Origin of the sequence: Halalkalibacter suaedae, assembly GCF_017939705.1 — a bacterium.
GTDB classification, from domain to species: Bacteria; Bacillota; Bacilli; order Bacillales; family Bacillaceae_D; genus Halalkalibacter; species Halalkalibacter suaedae.
Genome location: NZ_JAGKSQ010000004.1, coordinates 192,066 through 210,182 on the forward strand (window position 1 = coordinate 192,066; position 18,117 = coordinate 210,182).

Here is an 18,117-nt window from a genome sequence, read left to right on the forward strand (position 1 = left end):
TAAATTGACCGGTGGTTAATAAAAGGAGGAAGAACAATGAAAAAGGCATTAGTATTAGGAGCTTCAGGGGGGATGGGCTATGCTATCACAAAGGAATTATCGAAAAGAGGTATCATGGTGACCGCTTTCGCACGTAATCTTGGCAAATTAGAGAGGCTATTTGCGGATGATAGCAATGTCACAATCTATTCAGGAGATCTCTTTCATATTGAGGATTTAGACGGAGCGGCGAATGGTGTGGACATTATCTTTCAATCCGCAAACCTGCCTTATAGCGATTGGGAGGAGAAACTACCGGTTATGATGACTAACATCTTAACAACAGCAAAAAAGCATTCTACCAAACTAGCAATCGTCGATAATATTTATGCCTATGGACGGAGTGGAAAGAATACGGTTGAAACAGCCGAAAAAAAACCACATACGAAAAAAGGAAGAATTCGACTTGAAGTTGAAAAGCTAGTTAAGGAATCTGAAGTTCCTGCTCTTATTGCTCATTTTCCAGATTTTTATGGCCCAAATGCAGAAAGCACCATTTTGCATTTTACCTTATCATCAATCGTGAAGAATAAGAAGTCTGCGTTTGTCGGAAACCAAAGAATCGCTAGGGAATATATTTTTACACCAGACGGAGCAAAGGCGATTGTTACTCTGTCTCTTGAAGAAAAGGCATATGGACAAAACTGGAATATACCTGGATATGATATTATTTCAGGGGACGAGATAATCAATACAATCCGTGAGATAACTGGATACAAAAAAGGAGTTTCAACTATTACGAAAAATATGATTGGATGTCTAGGTCTATTTAATCAACAGATGCGGGAAGCTGTCGAGATGTTTTATTTAAATGAAGAACCAGTCGTATTAAATGGGGAGAAATACGAACAATTAATTGGACCCGTTCCTCGGACATCATATCGTGAAGGACTAAAGGAAACGATTGAGCATATGAGACTAGTACAATAAGAGACCAGGGCCAAAGTATTGAAGTTAAATAATTTGAGTAAGGAGACATGCGTTTATGGAGAAAGTTATCGTATTTAAGAGGTAGTACCCTAAATATCAAATAAATTAATTGTGAGAGAGGGGAAACCAATGGATTTAGCAAAAATAATCCCGTTTTACGGGGGAGTCAATCCTGAGTTATTTGAGATAGAACGAAGATGTATGGACAGAGAAAATAAAGTGATTAGTTATTTGGACAAAGCTCTACCTAATGGAAAGATCCTAGACGTAGGAGCGGGGAATGGATATACTGCGGAAAAATTAATCTTCGAAAAGCGAACAGTTATTGCTATGGAACCAGATGAGAAAATGGTTGATACGAAGAAAAAATTAGTCTGGTCTCGTGGTGTAGCACAAAAGATTCCGTTTCATTCTAATACGTTTGATGCTATGTATTCAACTTGGGCATTCTTTTTCGATGGAATTGCTGATATTGATGAAGGATTAAATGAAGTTGAGAGAGTAGTAAAGGATGATGGGAAAATAATCATTGTCGATAATTACGGAAATGATGAATTTACATCATACTCTCCACATGACATCACAAGCTCTGTTTCAGATTGGGTTCGTAGAGGATATGATTATGAAATCATCGATACAGAGTTTATATTTGATTCAATCGAAGAAGCTAGACGATTACTCACTTTTTATTTTGGGGAACCAGGCAATCAAGTTAATAAAAAGAGGATTGAGTATAAGGTTGTTGCATATACAAAATGATGTTTACAGAAATTGTAAACACCTATATAATGAATTAATTATCAATGCGATGAAGAGAAGAGTAGATACACCTGTATTCTTCAAAGAGAGCTCGTATTGCTGAGAAGGAGTAAGAAGCGGTTATTGAATATTATATGTTATAATAAGGGAAAGAATTGAACCCAAAAAGGCCATTAAAGGGTAGAAATAAGCATCTGAGATTAAGGGTTGGGAGTTATAGAATCATATCGAAGTTGATCATAGTGAACAAATTATATATAAACCATTTATAACCGTGGAGATGTGTACAAATCCTAAGTTAGTTTTGACCATTTTACAAATGATTTTGTAGTGGTCTTTTTTTTAATAGAAGCTGATTAATGGAAAGTAGGAGTATGCAAGAGGATCAGAATAAACTGAAATATTTGGTAGACTCAATTTGAATATCAAGCTAGGGAGGAGAGATGGCAATGTTTTACGATTTACAAGGTGAAGAAAAGATGGAACCTATTGTGGGAATGCTGTATTCAGCTGTCAAGGAAAATAATAAAAGGCTACAATTTATTACAAATGGTATGTCCCAAATAGAAATCGATTACAAAGGGCCTACAAATGATTTTAATAGTGCAGCTCAGTTAATAAGGCATATTATCTATGTTGATCTTAATTGGGTTTATCGAATAAAGGATCAGCCTCTTCCCCATTCATTGAAAGAGCAATACGGTCCGATGATCGATCAAGATAATAGACTTCCAATGATTAAAGGAAAATCGCGAAATACGCTCATATCCGAACATGGAAGTGTATTAGACATGTTAAAAGAGACCTGTATTCAATTAACCGATGCTGATTTGGAGCGTCATGTTGGTTTTGGACATGATAACGAAAAGCAACGATTCGATGGGGGATATGGCATATGGCTGACCATAACCGCTATCACCAGGCTCATATTAATCAACTTAGAAAGTGGTTTAATGAATCTTCACATTAAGAACAGTTTAAGGTTTTAACTACGATTAATAGATTTTTCAGAACAGGTAAATGAAGGTAAATAAAATGATAGTTAACGAGGTGAAGGATGTATGAAAGATAGAGTGAAGAACATCTTTAATCAACTTGCGAGCGTTTATGAGAATACGGTCGATACAGCGAGCTTGTATAATAGTGAATATGAAAGACCTTCCATGTTAGACCAGATACCACAAGACTTGCAGAATATGAATGTTCTTGATGCGGGCTGTGCGGCTGGATGGTATACTCATCAATTAGTTATGCGAGGAGCTAATGTCGTTGCAACCGATCTTAGTCCCGAAATGGTTAGTTCCTCTAAAAGGCGAGTGGGTGAAAAGGCTACTATCCTCTGTTTAGATTTAGAAGAGAAACTACCATTTGAAGATAACTCATTTGATTACATTATAAGTTCATTAACCCTCCATTACATACAGGACTGGAGCAATACCTTCAGTGAATTTAAAAGGATTTTAAAGCCAAACGGAATCTTACTGTTCTCAATCCACCACCCATTTTCAGATATAAAACTACTTCAGGATTACAACTATTTTATGACTGAATTAATTATTGATAAATGGAATAAAGAAGGGAGATCTTATGAAGTCCCCTTTTACAGAAGACCTCTTCACTCAATACTAAACGAAACATTAAAATGGTTCTCTCTCGAAAAAGTAATCGAACCACAACCCACAGCAAAATTTAAAACACAAGCACCAGAAAAATACGAAATACTTATGAACAGTCCTCAGTTTCTTATTATCAAAGCAGTTGTGAAGTAATATCTAAAAAGGTTTTTTAAATCAGTTCAATTCGAATGGGCTCAGTTATATCAAAAGTGGTTAACTAAAATTCTTTGAACATAACTTAGCAGATGAAATATACGAAGACTCCTGTGAAGGACACACTAGCCAAAGGTGACGACAGTACTGGTAGAGCAGAGAAATCCTATCCACTCTCAACAAAGCGGACGGGATGGGCGGGCCGACTCCTGCAGGATGAAAGGGCAGGTTGAAATCCACCGGCGTAGCCGGTTAGTTCAACGCCCGCCTGCGGAAAGCGTGCCCCCATCCCGGTAGCGTATTCGAAGCGACTTTTCCGGCCACTTTCTTTAAATACAAATACACCATCCTAAGTTTCCATCATCCCTCAATCAAATGATGCTGTTCTCGATACTGCTTTGGAGTGACCCCTACATACTTTTTAAAGACTTTAGTAAAATGACTTTGGTCCGAGAAATTTAATAATGACCATATTTCCGAAATTGGAGTTTCGCTGTAGGACAGTAGCCGTTTTGATTCGTCTACTCTAGCCTGTTGGATGTATTCGCTTATTGTCGTACCTACCTCTTTTTTAAATAGAGTAGAGAGGTACTTTGGACTTACACCAATAAGTTCTGCTAATTGATCAAGAGTAATTTCTTCATAAAGATGTTGATAAATATAATTGATACAGACCGTAATTCTTTTTGTATACTTCTCATTTTTTATTTGCTTTACTTTATTAGTAAATGTGAACAATACTTCTCCTGCCAGACTTCTTACTTCATCAATCGTATTCAGGTCCTCTAGTCGTTGGATGAAAGTATCACTTAAAGTAAATGCAATCTCAGGGTGTAATCCTCCTTCTAAGGCTGCTCTGGTCACCAACGTGGTCATAATGATAATTTGATTTTTTCTTGAACGGATAAAACTCGACTTCGATAACAATCCTGCTTGTTCTTCCTCTGCTATTTTGAAAAAGTTCTTTAGGTCTTCTACTCTACCTTCCCTAACAATATCTAATTGTAATTTTTCAGTATGTGGATCATGATGCTGGACTCCATTTTGTAAGTTTTTGGAAACGGCAAGATTTGGTTTTTCCTTCTTTTCGAGTGCTTGAAAAAATGGCTTATTATTGTTTTTCACTGTTTCGAGAGAGAGTAATTCTTGATTTAAAATGTAGTATGCTGTCACTGATATCGTTAATAACCTATCACGTTTTAAGATAGGTAGACTTCTATAATAATGAAGCATTTGATCACGTAATTTAAAACTTCGATAATCAATTAGCAAACTATAAATTTTCTCATCAGACAAATGAAAGGGAACAGCTGGACCAATTAAAGCTGTCCCTATGAAGGATTTGTCGGAGAAAACACTAATACATAGATAATTCTCGAATAGAGCGGTTTTTCTCAATACAGGATAACGGTGTGCTTCTCCTGGGACGAACTTAAGCTCATTGAATAAATTTTGTTTCTCATTTTCATATAAAGGGTTTATTCCATGTCCATTTAAATATTCAAATAAGACATCCCCAGTCGGACTAACAAAAAAGGTCAATAGGTCAAAACTTTCAGAAATTAGATTGCATAACTCTTGAATTGAATGCTTCTTAAGTTCCACTAATTACAACACCTCTAAGTCTAATAATAAACATGGTAATTTAATACATGTACCTAGGTTCTAAAAATAATACCTAGATACCATATCTGATCTAGATGTAGTGATAGTATAAATGACGAAGTACGATAATTCAAATTGCAAACGCTTTACAATATTCTGATCTGACTGAGTTATCGACTTTGTAGTGAATATTGAGGGGGAAAGATAATGGAAACGAACGGGAAAGCAAGAATGAGTAAGAAGAAAAAAATAACACTCATTTCTCTTAGTTCAATCGCAGTTTTATTTATAGGTGTGTTGATTTACGGATTTGTCATCACGTCTTCAGGTTATTGGTTATTAGCCAAATTCCAACCAGATACAGAGGAACAGCAATTATCCTATACATCTGCCGTTGAGACAATCGAGAAGATAACGGATGAGGCCTTTGTTTTGATGCAAAATACAGATGATTTTCTACCAATAGAAACATCAGCAGAAGAGAAAGCAAAAATCAACGTATTTGGTACTAGATCTGTTGTTACTTTATTTAACTCGGGTGGTTCTACAGCAACTGATGTTACTAACGCAGTTAAATTGGAAGATGCACTTCAAAGCGAAGTTGGGAATTTTGAATTAAATCAAGATCTGTTACATCTTCATTACAACTTCTATAAAACTGGTAAAGTGTCCATTGATGAAACAGCTGCACCTAAGAATAGAAGTGATTCTGAAATCTTAGGTGAGGAAACTAATCTTATTCTTCCTGAAGTACCTACGAGCGCATATGAAGATAACTCGTTATATAGTGATGGGAAAACGATCTTAGAACATGCACAAGATTTTTCGGATACTGCTCTAGTTGTTGTCGGTCGTGGTGGCGGAGAAATGGTTGACTTAAGTGCCACTGATCTTCAATTAACTGAAGAAGAAGCTGAAATGATTGATGTAGTTAGTACAAATTTTGAAAACGTTATTTTAGTTGTAAACTCAGTTAATGTGATGCAACTTGATTTCTTAGATGATTATCCTGCAATTAAAAGTGTTGTATGGATGGGATTCCCTGGAGAATCTGGTACAAAGTCATTAGCTAGAATATTAAACGGAACGGTAAATCCTTCTGGACGTTTAGTAGATACTTGGGTGTCAGATATGATGAGTATCCCAGCTGCTAATAATTACAAAGAAATTGACTCAGAGGGTAACTGGACAGGGTCTAACCACTACGAGAATGCACCAGAAGAACAAGGATACTTTGTTCAATATAATGAGGGGATCTACGTAGGGTACAAGTATTTCGAAACACGTCATGCAACTGATGAAGCATACAATTATGAGGAAGAAGTATTGTTCCCATTTGGTCATGGTCTAAGTTACACTACGTTTGAAAAAGAGATAGTGGAAATGAATATTGAAGAAGACGAGGTAAATCTTCGTGTAGCTGTTAAGAATAATGGTGACGTTCCAGGTAAGGAAGTCATTCAAATCTATTACAATCCACCATATACAGGTGCAATTGAAAAATCAGCTGTCAACCTAGTTAATTTCGATAAAACGAACGAAATTCAACCTGGAGATACCGAAATATATACGGTTTCTTTTGATATAGAGGATATGGCTTCGTATGATTATGAAACCAACAAAGCGTATGTTCTTGAAAAAGGTGATTATGAGTTAATGCTGATGGATGATTCTCATACAGAACTTGATTCAGAAATATACACGTTAAATGAAGACATTATATTCAATGAAGAAAATGATGGTAGTCGTTCAACTGATGTTCAAGTTGCAACAAATCAATTTGAGGATGCACATCATATTGATGATTATCTGACTAGAGAGTGGGATGAAACAAGTCGAGCATTTACGGGTCCCGAAGAGGCTGATTTCACAGCAACGGAGGAAATCCTTGATGCACTAACGTACGAAGTGCCCACTGATGAGCAATTAGGGCTCAATGCTGATGATATGCCGGCACATAGTCAAGAACTTGAGAAGTCAATTATGCTTTCAGAGATGGCAGATGTCCCTTATGATGATCCGAAATGGGATGAGTTTGTTTCCCAATTAACACTTGAAGAACTAACAAATGTGAGTGGAACTGGTGCATATCAATTACTTGAGATTGAAAGACTTGGTGTTCCTAAAACATTACAGCCTGATGGAACGATGGCAATCGCATCTAATATCTACTCAGGTCCAATCATGGGAACTGAAGGTGTCGGTGTAACATACCCTGCACCAGCAATGATCGCAGCTACGTGGAATCCTGATGCTGGTTACTTAATGGGTGAAAGTGTTGGAAACGAGGCACAGGCATTCGGCTACAGTGGTTGGTTTGCGCCTGCTATGAATATTCATCGTACACCTTTTAATGGACGTAACTTTGAGTATTACAGTGAAGATGGAGTATTATCCGGAAAAATTGCTGCACAAGTCGTAAAAGGAGCGAGAGATAAAGGTGTCATTACCTACATGAAACACTTTGCTCTAAACGAACGTGAAGATGGTACTCGCTCGTCACTATTTACTTGGTCTAATGAACAAGCCATTCGTGAGATCTATCTAAAACCATTTGAATTGGCAGTAAAAGAAGGTGGGACTCTTGGTGCTATGTCTTCCTTCAACTATATTGGATTAACTTGGGCTGGTGGCCATGATGGTCTTCTTAATCAAGTGCTTAGAAATGAGTGGGGCTTTGAAGGGCTAGTAATCACAGATGCTCACATGTACCCACACATGGATCCAATGCAAATGCTATATAACGGTGGAGATGTTTCTCTAGATGTAATGGCAATATGGAGTGGTGGAGATGGTAACAACAAAGTTTGGTTGGCTGCGGCACAAGACCCGGCTACTCAAGTAAATACAGTTACTAATCTACAAAGAGCAAGCAAAAACGTTCTCTATGCCGTTTCTCGTACTTGGAAAACGGAGTAGAGCTTATAACGAAAAGAGGTTCGGCGGTGCTTTTTGTACCGCCGAGTTTCATTTAATTAGGAACCATTCATATATTGGCTTTTAGATAATGGAACTCAGTAGGGGTGAAGAATGATGAAGTATAGAGACTTAATAGAGAAAATGACGTTAGAAGAGAAGGCATCGTTAATGTCAGGGAAAGACTTCTGGCAAACGATGGACATCGAACGGCTTGGAATTAACAGCATGTTTTTAGCAGATGGACCACATGGTATAAGAAAGCAGGCTGAAGCGGCTGACCATCTAGGTTTGAATGAAAGTCTTCCTGCTACATGCTTTCCGACTGCTGCAACGATAGCAAATAGTTGGAATGAACAATTAGGACAAACAATTGGAGATTACCTTGGTCAAGAGGCTGTTTCACAGCAAGTGAATGTTTTACTAGGACCTGGTATCAACATGAAACGAAACCCGTTGTGTGGGCGGAATTTTGAGTATTTTAGTGAAGATCCATATCTAGCAGGAAAGATGGCAGCTAGTTATATTAAAGGCATCCAATCACATGGCATTTCCGCTTGTGTGAAGCATTTTGCTGTAAATAATCAAGAAGAGCGCAGAATGTCAATTGATACGATTGTTGACGAAAGAACGCTTCGAGAAATCTATTTAACTGCATTTGAAATTGCCATTAAAGAAGGTAAAACGAAGACAGTTATGTCTGCTTATAATATGCTGAATGGCGCCTATACAAATGAAAACATCCATTTGATGAGAGAGATACTACGAGATGAATGGGGATATGAAGGGGTAGTCGTTACTGACTGGGGTGGAAGCAATGATCGCGTAGCGGGTCTAATTGCAGGTAATGAACTAGAAATGCCGACAACTTCAGGAGAGACGAATCAAGAAATTATCCAAGCAATTAAGGCTGGGAAAATTGAAGAAGAGCTTCTAGATGAAAATGTTGATAGATTACTAGATCTTATTTTTACAACAGAAGTGGTTTTCAAGGAGCCTTCTATCGACTTTGACTTTGATTTAGAAAAACATCATATGCTAGCACAAAAGGCTGCCGAGGAATCGATTGTACTACTGAAAAACGAGGACAACATCCTACCTCTTAAGAAAGGTGTAAAAGTTGCTACTATCGGAGACTTTGCACAAAAAGCTCGTTACCAAGGGGCTGGGTCCTCAATCGTAAATCCTACGAAACTAGATAATACATTGGATGAACTAGAAAGATCTGAATTTGTTAACATCGGCTTTGAACCTGGATTTGAACGGTATGGTAAGAAGAATCAAAGTAAAGTAGATCAGGCATGTGTATTAGCAAAGAAGGCTGATGTTGTTCTTTTGTATATTGGTCTTGATGAAGTAACAGAAGCAGAAGGTTTAGATCGTTCAAGTATGAGTATTCCTGAAAACCAAGTGGAGTTATTACATGCACTGTATGAGGTAAACGAAAATATTGTTGTCGTTCTTTCTTGCGGTTCTGTCGTTGAAATGCCATGGATTAATAAAGTAAAAGGATTAGTACATGGTTACTTGTCTGGTCAGGCTGGTGCCAAAGCTATTTTAAGAGTTCTTTCTGGAGAGGTGAACCCTTCTGGAAAGCTGGCAGAAACGTACCCAATCCATTACGCGGATACACCATCCTACCATCAGTTTCCAGGTAAGGAAGTAAGTGTGGAATATCGAGAAGGTATTTTTATTGGCTACCGTTATTACGATACAGCAAATAAAGAAGTGTTATTTCCATTCGGTTACGGACTAAGCTACACCACCTTTAAGTACGATACGATCAATATCAACAAGGATGGTGTAACCTTCACGATTACAAATACTGGTCATGTAGTGGGGATGGAGGCTGCTCAGCTCTACATTGGCTGCAAATCCGATAAAATATGGCGAGCGAAAAAAGAACTAAAAGGATTTACAAAAGTCTTTCTGAAACCAGGTGAGACAAAGACAGTAACCATTCCTTTTGATGATAAAGCATTCCGTTACTTTAATGTAAAGACAAATAAATGGGAAATAGAAGAAGCTGATTACTCAATCATGATTGGTGCATCAAGTTCTGATATCCGATTAGAGAGTAGCCTCTTTGTCGAAGGTACAAATGCTCCAATTCCTTACGAAAACAATAAGCTACCATCCTATTATTCTGGTCAAGCTCACCAAATAAGTGTAGAAGAATTTGAAAATCTACTTGGCTATAGAGTTCCTGTTTCTACTTGGGATCGTACAAAGCCACTTGGGTATAATGATACGATTGCCCAGTGTCAGTATGCAAAAGGAGCTCTTGCTAGATTTGCTTTTAAACTAATGACCTTCTCTCATTGGTTCCTGAGAAAAATAGGAAAGAGAGAAACAGCGAACCTAATTATGATGTCTGTCTACCATATGCCATTCCGTGGCATTGCACGAATGACAGGAGGCATTATCAATATGCCAATGCTAGACGGTATTTTAATGATTGTGAATGGCAAGTTCTTTAAAGGCTTAAATCATGTGATTAAAGAACGAAAAAAGCTTAGAAAGGTCGCTAAGAGAAAGGTGGCATTAGATTAAGCACACAGAGGTGAATAAAAATGGAAAATCAAAAGGAAAAGTCGATTGCTTCCGGACCTATAGGGTATTGGAAGAGATATAAGGAAAAGCATCCAAATACTGCTCAATTCTTAGTGTTCTTCATGCTAAGTAATGGAATAACGGTTTTACAGCTTGTGTTAATGCCGGTGTTTAAGGGGATATTCGCACAAACATCTTTAGTGACGACAAGCTTTCAAGTCTTACAGTTTGGTCAGAATTTCGATGGGAGTCCTTACTACGTTTTTGATTATGCAGCAGGGGCACTTTCTGCTGGTGGTGGTGGAGGATTAGCTTATTTTCTGGCAGTTCAAATTACGATAGCTATTGCTCAAACTGTTAATTTCTTTGCACAACGAAGCATCACATTCAAATCAAACAGCAACATCTGGAAGGCAGCTTTCTGGTATGTTATAGCCTATATTATTATCACTATAGGTGCAGCGGCGGCTCAAGGATTCTACAAAACCCCAATCTATGATCTACTTATGAACACATGGGGAATGGGTGCTGTAGGTGAAACAACAGCAGATATCATTACAATGATCATTAATAGTGCAATTTCATTCTGGGTATTCTATCCGATATTTAAGATTATTTTCAAACAGGAGAATACACAGGAAACGTAATGATTTATTATAAGACTAGGATATAAGCCGAAACGTGGTCAGACCGTTACTGAAATTTGGAATAGTTGATCCACATTACGCTATGCCTGTGGGGTCTCAGCTTTGGCTTTTGCAAAGGGTCACTGAAAAAGGTGTGTCGTTTTCACCTTTCTTCAGTGGCCTTTAAGTAATGAGTGAAACCGTTACATTATTCTAAGCCTGCTCATAGTAGGCTTGCAATGTGCGGAGCCATTGTTGCTTCTTTGAATCACGAGGTTTAGATCCCTAAAGGTTGCTTACGGACATTTGTTCCGCTAATCATAGGAAAAAACGAAAAATCGTATAGTAACGGACATTTAATCCGTTATTCAGTGTTATGAGTGTCATTTCTTTAAGATTTATATGAAATAACGGATCAAATGTCCGTAAACAAGAAAAGAAAGCAAATTATTGCGATTTAAGGGATTATATGTCCGTATAGAATTCTATAGCATCAAATCTGCTAAAATTAGCTTATTCAGAAATTAACCACTATAATTATGTACACCCTCAAAACGTTTAAAACAATACGAATCGATATGAACTTCTAACCAAAATATAAAATAGTCTTTATTAGTTTGGTGATAATTGGTAATATGATATCAGAGATGTTTAGGAAAGGGGAATCTAGACTACATATGTGGATTACTTGGTAATGATTTGTTAATTAGATAGAGAGACGACAGCGATTCCTTATGGTTAAGGATACGTTTATTTTGTCTATCTTAAATCATTCAAGGGATTCATGGTGTGGACAATTCTATTCCCATTACCAAGCAGATACCTTTGTCTATCTGCTTTTTATTATGGGAAAATATCATCTCTATTGACACAGTCATAGTGTCCCTAATTATGGGGGGATTTTAATGACCAAGCACGATCATGAAGAAATGCTTGCAGGTGGAAATGTCTCAAACGTATATCGCTCAGGTGATACTGTACGAAGAGATTTAAAGGAAAATAGTAGCAAAGTTCATAAGTTATTAAAGCATTTGGAGAACAAGGGATTTAATAATGCACCAACGTTTTTAGGTATTGATGAAAAAGGAAGAGAGATCCTATCATTTATAGAGGGGGAAGCTGGTAATTATCCCTTAAAGAAATATATGTGGTCAAATGATGTGTTGAAAGAGATCGCTATTATGCTTCGTATGTATCATGATGCTGTGAGTGACTTTCCGCTATCTGATGAATGGACGCCTATGGATAATACTCCAGACAAAATGGAGGTTATTTGTCATAATGATTTTGCCATTTACAACATTATTTTTAATCACTACAAACCAGTAGGTATTATCGATTTTGATGTTGCTGCTCCTGGTCCTAGACTTTGGGATATCGCCTATACTCTCTACACATGCATTCCGTTAAGTAGGTTATATCACACGGAAGCAGGCGAGGCCGTTTATTATCATGCCTCAACGGACGCCGACCGTATCAAACAAAGAGTTACATTGTTTTTTGAGGCGTACGGTATTGAGGGAATGAAAGAGAATTATTTAGAGATGGTATTGCTTCGTTTAGATGGATTATGCAAATACATGATTAGAAGAGCAAGTGAAGGTGACATGGCTTTTCAAAAGATGATAGACGAAGGACATCATGAACACTACCAAAGGGACATTGACTTTATTCGTAAGCACGGAAAAGAGTGGGGTTAGAGAAACGAGCAGGACATGATTCAATAGTAATAGCGTTAAGCCATGTAGGTTTGGCGCTTTTTTCTTGTTAAATGATAGTGTCGTTTTAACCTGAAAAGATAATACATCGACTAGTAAAGGAGCTATGACGTTTTGAATCTCAACTATAAACCTAATAATACATTTACGCTTGTCTTAGAACACATTAACAATACGTTCAATCAAGTCGCTTGCTCAGGCTCCGCTCTCGTAATCATTCACAATGATTCGATTGTGTTAGAAGAATATATCGGTAAACAATCGAAAGAACCTGATGCAAGAACTGTTCAGCAGGATACTCAATTCCACGTCGCATCAGTAAGAAAAAGCTATATCGGATTCGCTGTGGCTTTTGCTGTACATAATCGTTACATACAAAGCATAGACGACCTTGTACTAAACTATTTACCAGAACTGGACGGAGCTATCTGGAAGGGTACGACAATAAGACATTTGTTAACACACACTCACGGTTTAAATGGAAAAGGTGATGGGACTTACCGGGAGTATCCAGTTGGACAAAACTGGACATATAGACAGGTAGGAGTTGAAGCATTAACCAAAATTGTGAAAAGGGTCACCGAAAAAACAATATCCGAAATTATTCATGAGCAAGTATTTACCCCCTTAGGCTTTCATCAATCAGATTGGTATGCTCAAAAGAATAATAAACTAGTTGATCTTATCCATCGGGAAGAAGAGGTCCATGCATTGGAGACGAGTGAAAGTGTAGATGGTACTAAGATGAATATGTATGTGTCAGCTCGTGAATTGGCCTTTTGGGGGTATTTCCATCTGAAGCAAGGGAATCTGAACGGTAAACAGATTGTTCCTATAGAAATAATACAGTTGGCAACTTCACTCCAAAGCCCTCATACATTAGCTGGCGATCTGCCGAGAAACGGTTTTTTGTGGTTTGTACAAGGGATACCAGCAAAGAAATCAGAGATAGGTCAAACAGTTCCGCTTGGATCGTATCAAATACTAGGCTACACAACTGTAACATTATTAGTCATTCCACAAGAAAATATCGTTGCGGTTCGTATGTTTAATAGTGTAGGTTCACCTGAAGGGTATGATTATTTGGCCGATGTTCGCTCTTTTGGGGATAGAGTAATGGAATGTGTGTAATGAAGAAGGACTAATGTGGGTATATAAAGAAAAACAAATAATAGTAGTTAAGAGGATCGCTGTTCCAGTGATCCTCTTTATTTATGGAAGCCTTGTTGGTTTGTGATCCTATCATTAGCAGTATAAAAAGGAATTATTTAACTTTATAATCATAAGGATATAACAAAAAACCTTATAAAAGGAAATTGGTGTTAAACTAAATGGAGTTGTACTTTAGACTTAGGAAAGGTGGATAATTATTTTAATTTTATTTGGTTTATTCATTTCTCTCTTTACGATTATCTTATTCTTAATTCTATGTGCCTACATACTACTGTCCTTCATTAAGAAAAAGCCACTTCCTAAGAAACTGATGATTGCGACGGTATCGGGAGTGTTTTTAGTGTCTTCCATTTATCTATATGAGATGTACTTTTTTACATTTAGTGAAATTGATAGAGAGTTTCTTCAAGAGGGCCCTGGATCTGTGCTATCCCCAACTGAAACATATACAGCTAATGCTTACTATGAACTATATGGTGGGGCAGCAGGAGGCGTAAACGTATGGGTTGAAATCATCGATAATACTAAGAAAGACAACGCCAAAATTGTGTATTATAGTGATGCAAAAAGCGATTTCTCGATGGAATGGATCGACGGAAATAACCTCTATATCCTAAATGAAGAACGTGATGATCCCGCTTCGAAAAGAAGTATCAAGCTTGAAGTTGGTAAAGAAATTTACCACGAAAATGGATTGGCTTGTCAGAGTTTATTAATGAAGGATGACTATAAGACTTGCTATCAAAACTAGCAGCGGATGAAGAAAGATCATAATCAATGATCGGAGGTTCAATGATGGAAAATGAAACAGAAAAACAAATTTTAAAAGAACTAAAAAGTATGAATAAATCGTTACAGGAAATGAATAAAAAAATTGATAATATTGACAGTGACGGCAAGCCGTCGTCTCTCTTATGGGATATAAGTAAGTCTTTATTAATAGGTGTTTTCATTTTAGGTCCTGCAATAGTCGTTGTAATGTCATTGTTTCAGCTAATAGGCAGTTGGTTATTTAACTAGAGGTTAAGAGCGTAGAGAGTTAAGGGATCAATTGGAAGATATCCATGCAATCAATGATGAATGTACGATTCAATTTTCGTACTATGAGTTGTAATCGATTTAAGGGTGAAATGGACTTCAAAAAGGATAAGTGGATCGTGGTTCCGTTAACGAGCTAATAATGTTGGAATATAAGACTGGAAATGGCTAATAACGGAATGAGGATCATAAACCGAGTTCTAAATTGGGAAATTAGGTGAAATAGAGGAATGAGGATCCGACAAATTAGCAAACTGGATTCTCATTCCTCTATTTATTAGCTTAATTTGAAGTAAAAGGATATATTGAAACTTTTATCGCACTAATTCGTATGTACTACTAGAAAAATAGGATGCAGCAAGGGGAAAGGGGTTCATATGATGAATAAGTGGTTGTTTTTTACTTTATTTTTTTCTGTGCTATTAATCTCGGCTTGTAGCAATAGCGACGAATTATCAGGGCACACATTTAATGTTTCGCACACTCCACCATTTCAAGAGGATATTGATGATCCTGATAAGTATCATTCGATCATGACTTTAGAATTTTCAGATGGCAAGGTATCAAGTGCAAATAGTGGAGAGGGAACATATGAGTTGAAAGATGATGTACTCCTCTTGAATTTTGAAAATGAAAATGAACAGTTAGAAATAGAATTTACTGAGTTTAAAGAAAGTGATAAAGATTTCAGCGAATATTCTACGCTAATAAGTCGGTCAGAGTTGAACATCACGGATCCTGATAAAGTAAGCCACTTTGGTAGTTTACATAGTAGTTTAACTAACGATATGCTAGTTGAATTTCTTCAAAAATAGAAGGAAGACATCTTGTCGGATAGCTTTTCTCTTTAGAAAAAGGGGTCCATCAAAGTAAGAGGAACGAATTTCCATAAACCTCCACCCGGAGAGTGAAGCAAGTGAAGAGTTAATGTTGGTATTGAACAAGTTACTTAAGGTATCTTGTTATTTGAATGTAAAAGGTAAAGTAAAAAAGAAGCTGCAATAGCAGCTTCTTTTTTGATCATGTACAGCCTTCACATTCATAATAGGTGTCTTTCAAATCCAGCGTTTTGATCAAGCCCTCGACTTGAATATCCTCGAGTTCAGTAAATTCGATATCCGCGATTCTCTCCTGAATCACCTGCCTTGCAAGCTCTTCGCTTTTTTCGGCGATGCTAAAGGTTCGCTTTGCTCCGGTCGAAAGTATCGTGTACTCAAACAAAAATCGTTTCATGCGGTGACTCCTTTCCATTTCTAATTGCTCCTATGATAACATACCGAAGTCTTGTCCTCTAAAATAAAGACTTTTATTTCCTGATATGAAGTGATGAATCTTTCGATAATTGATGAATGAAAAGCCAGCCAAAGTGGGTGAGGCTCATAAAAGTATGACTTCCGCTCATAAGTTACTAGATTCCGCTCATAACATAGCGAGTTCCGCTCATAAAGTTTTGAATCCCGCTCATAACCAACAGCTGTCGTCTCTCAAACCAGCTAGATTCAAAAGGCAGGAGGTCTGCTTCTTAGCAGGAAGCTGATTAAATGGCTGGATTTTAGATAAAATTAATCATTTCTTTTAAGGACAGAGTGAATGAAAAGCCAGCCAGAGTGGGTGAGGCTCATAAAAGTATGAATTCCGCTCATAAGTTACTAGATTCGGCTCATAACATAGCGAGTTCGGCTCATGAAGTTCTGAATCTCGCTCATAACCGAAGCTGTCGTCTCTCAAACCAGCTAGATTCAAAAGGCAGGAAGCTGATTAAATGGCTGGATTTTAGATAAAATTAATCATTTCTTTTTAAGGACAGAGTGAATGAAAAGCCAGCCAGAGTGGGTGAGGCTCATAAAAGTGTGCATTCCGCTCATAAGTTACTAGATTCGGCTCATAACATAGCGAGTTCCGCTCATAAAGTTTTGAATCCCGCTCATAACCAACAGCTGTCGTCTCTCAAACCAGCTAGATTCAAAAGGCAGGAGGTCTGCTTCTTAGCAGGAAGCTGATTAAATGGCTGGATTTTAGATAAAATTAATCATTTCTTTTAAGGACAGAGTGAATGAAAAGCCAGCCAGAGTGGGTGAGGCTCATAAAAGTGTAACTTCCGCTCATAAGTTACCAGATTCGGCTCATAACATAGCGAGTTCCGCTCATAAAGTTCAGAATCTCGCTCATAACCGAAGCTCTCGTCTCTCAAATCAGCTAGATTCAAAAGGAAGGAATCTCCGGTGGGTCTGTTGAAGTGTACTACTAACCCAAAAGGAGTGTAATTTAAATAAAACGATCTAAGGTGCATTTGTTGATGCATCTTTTCTTATTAAAGTGAGGAAGTAATGCATATTCATGGTAGTCAGTGCGGTGTTGAATTTTGAATAAGTACGAAAATGAAAATCAGATATCATTAGAACTTATAATACTTAACTCTACTCTTCAAGTGTTAATGAGAAAAATTAATCGAATTCCTTTAGGAGGTGAATCATGGAGAGTACATGGAAGCGCCTCGGTCGTTATATCTGCTTTTTAGTCTTATTTTTAGGATTCATTTATCTGGGATTGAAGTTTCAAATGACCTTACGTGAAAATGAAAGCTTATCTTATCGTCATCTTGCAGCACTTGAGTCATTTTTTCCAATAATCATAGGGGTGGTTCTAGCAATGCCTAATGTGATTAAGTCTCTAACGAAGAAAGGACATTGGAAAGTTGATTGGATAAAATTAATTGTAATAGGACTCCCGTTCTTATATTTGTCGATTGTCCCTATTATGTACATAATAGGTGTATTAAAAATTGATTTGCCGTTTTCCGCGTATGCGATGGGCAGTTATATTGGTGGAGACCTATTATTAACGTTTGTTACGATCAACGGTATAGTTGCTGGTTATATGCTCTGTACGAGTTTTTATAAGAGAAATAGCAAGGGATTTTGAGGTTACCTATGAGAATGAATAAGTTTTTCAAATATGAGAATTTTGAATTCACATCAAGTCCCAATAGGA

Annotated in this window: 14 protein-coding genes and 1 pseudogene; 13 read left to right on the plus strand and 2 right to left on the minus strand. The window is 37.3% G+C overall.

The genetic code is table 11. The features are described 5' to 3' along the window. The first annotated feature begins 36 nt into the window (after positions 1-36). The 4 genes and pseudogenes from J7W16_RS11180 (at position 37) to J7W16_RS11195 (ending at position 3,497) form a co-directional block, all read left to right on the plus strand. A complete protein-coding gene (locus tag J7W16_RS11180; RefSeq protein ID WP_210597394.1) occupies positions 37-969 on the plus strand; it encodes an NAD(P)H-binding protein in 933 nt (310 codons plus the stop codon). 129 nt (positions 970-1,098) lie between these two features. Further along, entirely contained in the window at positions 1,099-1,728 is a 630-nt protein-coding gene (locus J7W16_RS11185; protein ID WP_210597395.1) for a class I SAM-dependent methyltransferase, read from the plus strand. A 449-nt stretch (positions 1,729-2,177) separates the two neighbouring features. Next, positions 2,178-2,698, plus strand: a pseudogene (locus J7W16_RS11190) (DinB family protein). A gap of 91 nt (positions 2,699-2,789) precedes the next feature. Further along, positions 2,790-3,497 (plus strand): class I SAM-dependent methyltransferase, encoded by a 708-nt coding sequence (locus tag J7W16_RS11195; protein WP_210597396.1) that lies wholly within the window; start codon positions 2,790-2,792, stop codon positions 3,495-3,497. A gap of 360 nt (positions 3,498-3,857) precedes the next feature. Here the strand turns inward: J7W16_RS11195 and J7W16_RS22295 are convergent, their stop codons facing one another. Continuing rightward, a complete protein-coding gene (locus J7W16_RS22295) occupies positions 3,858-5,102 on the minus strand; it encodes a helix-turn-helix domain-containing protein (RefSeq protein WP_210597397.1) in 1,245 nt (414 codons plus the stop codon). A 207-nt stretch (positions 5,103-5,309) separates the two neighbouring features. On the opposite strand from J7W16_RS22295, the gene J7W16_RS11205 reads away from it, so the two are divergent. From J7W16_RS11205 to J7W16_RS11240, 8 genes are all read left to right on the plus strand, one after another. After that, positions 5,310-8,021, plus strand: a complete 2,712-nt coding sequence (locus J7W16_RS11205; protein ID WP_210597398.1) for a glycoside hydrolase family 3 C-terminal domain-containing protein — start codon at positions 5,310-5,312, stop codon at positions 8,019-8,021. Between the two features lie 114 nt (positions 8,022-8,135). Then, a complete protein-coding gene (locus J7W16_RS11210; RefSeq protein WP_210597636.1) occupies positions 8,136-10,571 on the plus strand; it encodes a beta-glucosidase family protein in 2,436 nt (811 codons plus the stop codon). 20 nt (positions 10,572-10,591) lie between these two features. Continuing rightward, a complete protein-coding gene (locus J7W16_RS11215; protein ID WP_210597399.1) occupies positions 10,592-11,218 on the plus strand; it encodes a hypothetical protein in 627 nt (208 codons plus the stop codon). Positions 11,219-12,102: 884 nt separating this feature from the next. Beyond that, on the plus strand, positions 12,103-12,897 hold the full coding sequence (locus tag J7W16_RS11220; RefSeq protein WP_210597400.1) for a phosphotransferase: 795 nt from the start codon (positions 12,103-12,105) through the stop codon (positions 12,895-12,897). A 132-nt stretch (positions 12,898-13,029) separates the two neighbouring features. Continuing rightward, positions 13,030-14,046: a serine hydrolase domain-containing protein gene (locus J7W16_RS11225; RefSeq protein ID WP_210597401.1), complete on the plus strand. Its 1,017-nt coding sequence runs from the start codon at positions 13,030-13,032 to the stop codon at positions 14,044-14,046. 352 nt (positions 14,047-14,398) lie between these two features. Next, positions 14,399-14,839 (plus strand): DUF5412 family protein, encoded by a 441-nt coding sequence (locus J7W16_RS11230; RefSeq protein ID WP_283246041.1) that lies wholly within the window; start codon positions 14,399-14,401, stop codon positions 14,837-14,839. A 44-nt stretch (positions 14,840-14,883) separates the two neighbouring features. Continuing rightward, the gene (locus J7W16_RS11235) at positions 14,884-15,108 is read left to right on the plus strand and encodes a hypothetical protein (RefSeq protein WP_210597402.1); all 225 of its coding nucleotides are present in this window, start codon (positions 14,884-14,886) and stop codon (positions 15,106-15,108) included. Positions 15,109-15,506: 398 nt separating this feature from the next. After that, on the plus strand, positions 15,507-15,941 hold the full coding sequence (locus J7W16_RS11240) for a hypothetical protein (RefSeq protein ID WP_210597403.1): 435 nt from the start codon (positions 15,507-15,509) through the stop codon (positions 15,939-15,941). A 205-nt stretch (positions 15,942-16,146) separates the two neighbouring features. On the opposite strand, the gene J7W16_RS11245 is transcribed toward J7W16_RS11240, so the two are convergent. Continuing rightward, the gene (locus tag J7W16_RS11245) at positions 16,147-16,359 is read right to left on the minus strand and encodes a S1 domain-containing protein (RefSeq protein ID WP_210597404.1); all 213 of its coding nucleotides are present in this window, start codon (positions 16,357-16,359) and stop codon (positions 16,147-16,149) included. 1,239 nt (positions 16,360-17,598) lie between these two features. Between J7W16_RS11245 and J7W16_RS11250 the strand changes: the two genes are divergently transcribed. Then, positions 17,599-18,048, plus strand: coding sequence for a hypothetical protein (locus J7W16_RS11250; protein WP_210597405.1), 450 nt, complete (start codon positions 17,599-17,601; stop codon positions 18,046-18,048). The last annotated feature ends 69 nt before the right edge of the window (positions 18,049-18,117 follow it).